This is a genomic window from Vibrio sp. 1249-1 (assembly GCF_033340495.1).
In genome coordinates, this window is record NZ_JAWOWJ010000312.1 from 1 (window position 1) to 847 (window position 847).

At 50.8% G+C, this 847-nt stretch carries 1 protein-coding gene; it reads left to right on the plus strand.

Features of this window, described 5'->3' with window-relative positions:
* A partial coding sequence (locus tag R7Z50_RS26065; RefSeq protein ID WP_318149550.1) for a S8 family serine peptidase occupies positions 1 to 847 on the plus strand: 847 nt, incomplete at both ends.

Here is an 847-nt window from a genome sequence, read left to right on the forward strand (position 1 = left end):
TGACCCACTATTTGGTCCGTATCTGGATGGGGCCTCTGGCTTGCCTGGTGCAGATATCAATGCCCCCGAAGCTTGGGATATGACGAAAGGTAGTTCTGCCGTCAAGATAGCAATTCTCGATTCCGGTATTGATTGTCGTATGGCAGGGGATAGCGTGAGTAGCATTGAGTTCGGGAACGGAAAATGTGTTGAGCAGCAGAAGTTCGTCACCGATTATCAAAGTGATACGTTAGAGGACGTGGTTGGACACGGCACCCATGTCGCTGGTATTGCGGCGGCTCAGACAGATAACGGTATTGGTATTGCTGGAGTCGGTTTTAACAGTTCTGTTGGCAACCTGAAGACGTGCTACGAATATCTGATTTATAGCTGCGACCCATTTTTTGGCTGCTTCCTTATCGCTGCGACGGGGGTATGCCCGCTATCTTCCTCCATTGATGCGATCACCTATGCTGCCGATAACGGCTACCACGTGATTAGCATGAGTTATGGCTCTGATGAAATCGATGAAGAGGGCAACCCGATTAGCTTAGTCGGTTATAGCCAAGCTGAAAATGATGCCGTTAACTACGCTTGGGGGAAAGGCGTGTTGTTAGTGAGCGCAGCAGGGAACGCCGGAGATCCGATGAAGAACTATCCCGCAGCTTATGACAACGTGATTGCCGTAGGTGCAACGGATGACGATGACAATCGTGCCAGTTTTTCTAGTTTCGGTAGCGATTGGGTGTCGCTAATGGCACCCGGTGACAGTATTCTCTCGACGATGCCAAATGAGCAGTGTGGCACCTTCGATTACGACAATGACGCCTGTCTGCATTGGCAGTCGGGTACATCCATGGCCAGCCCT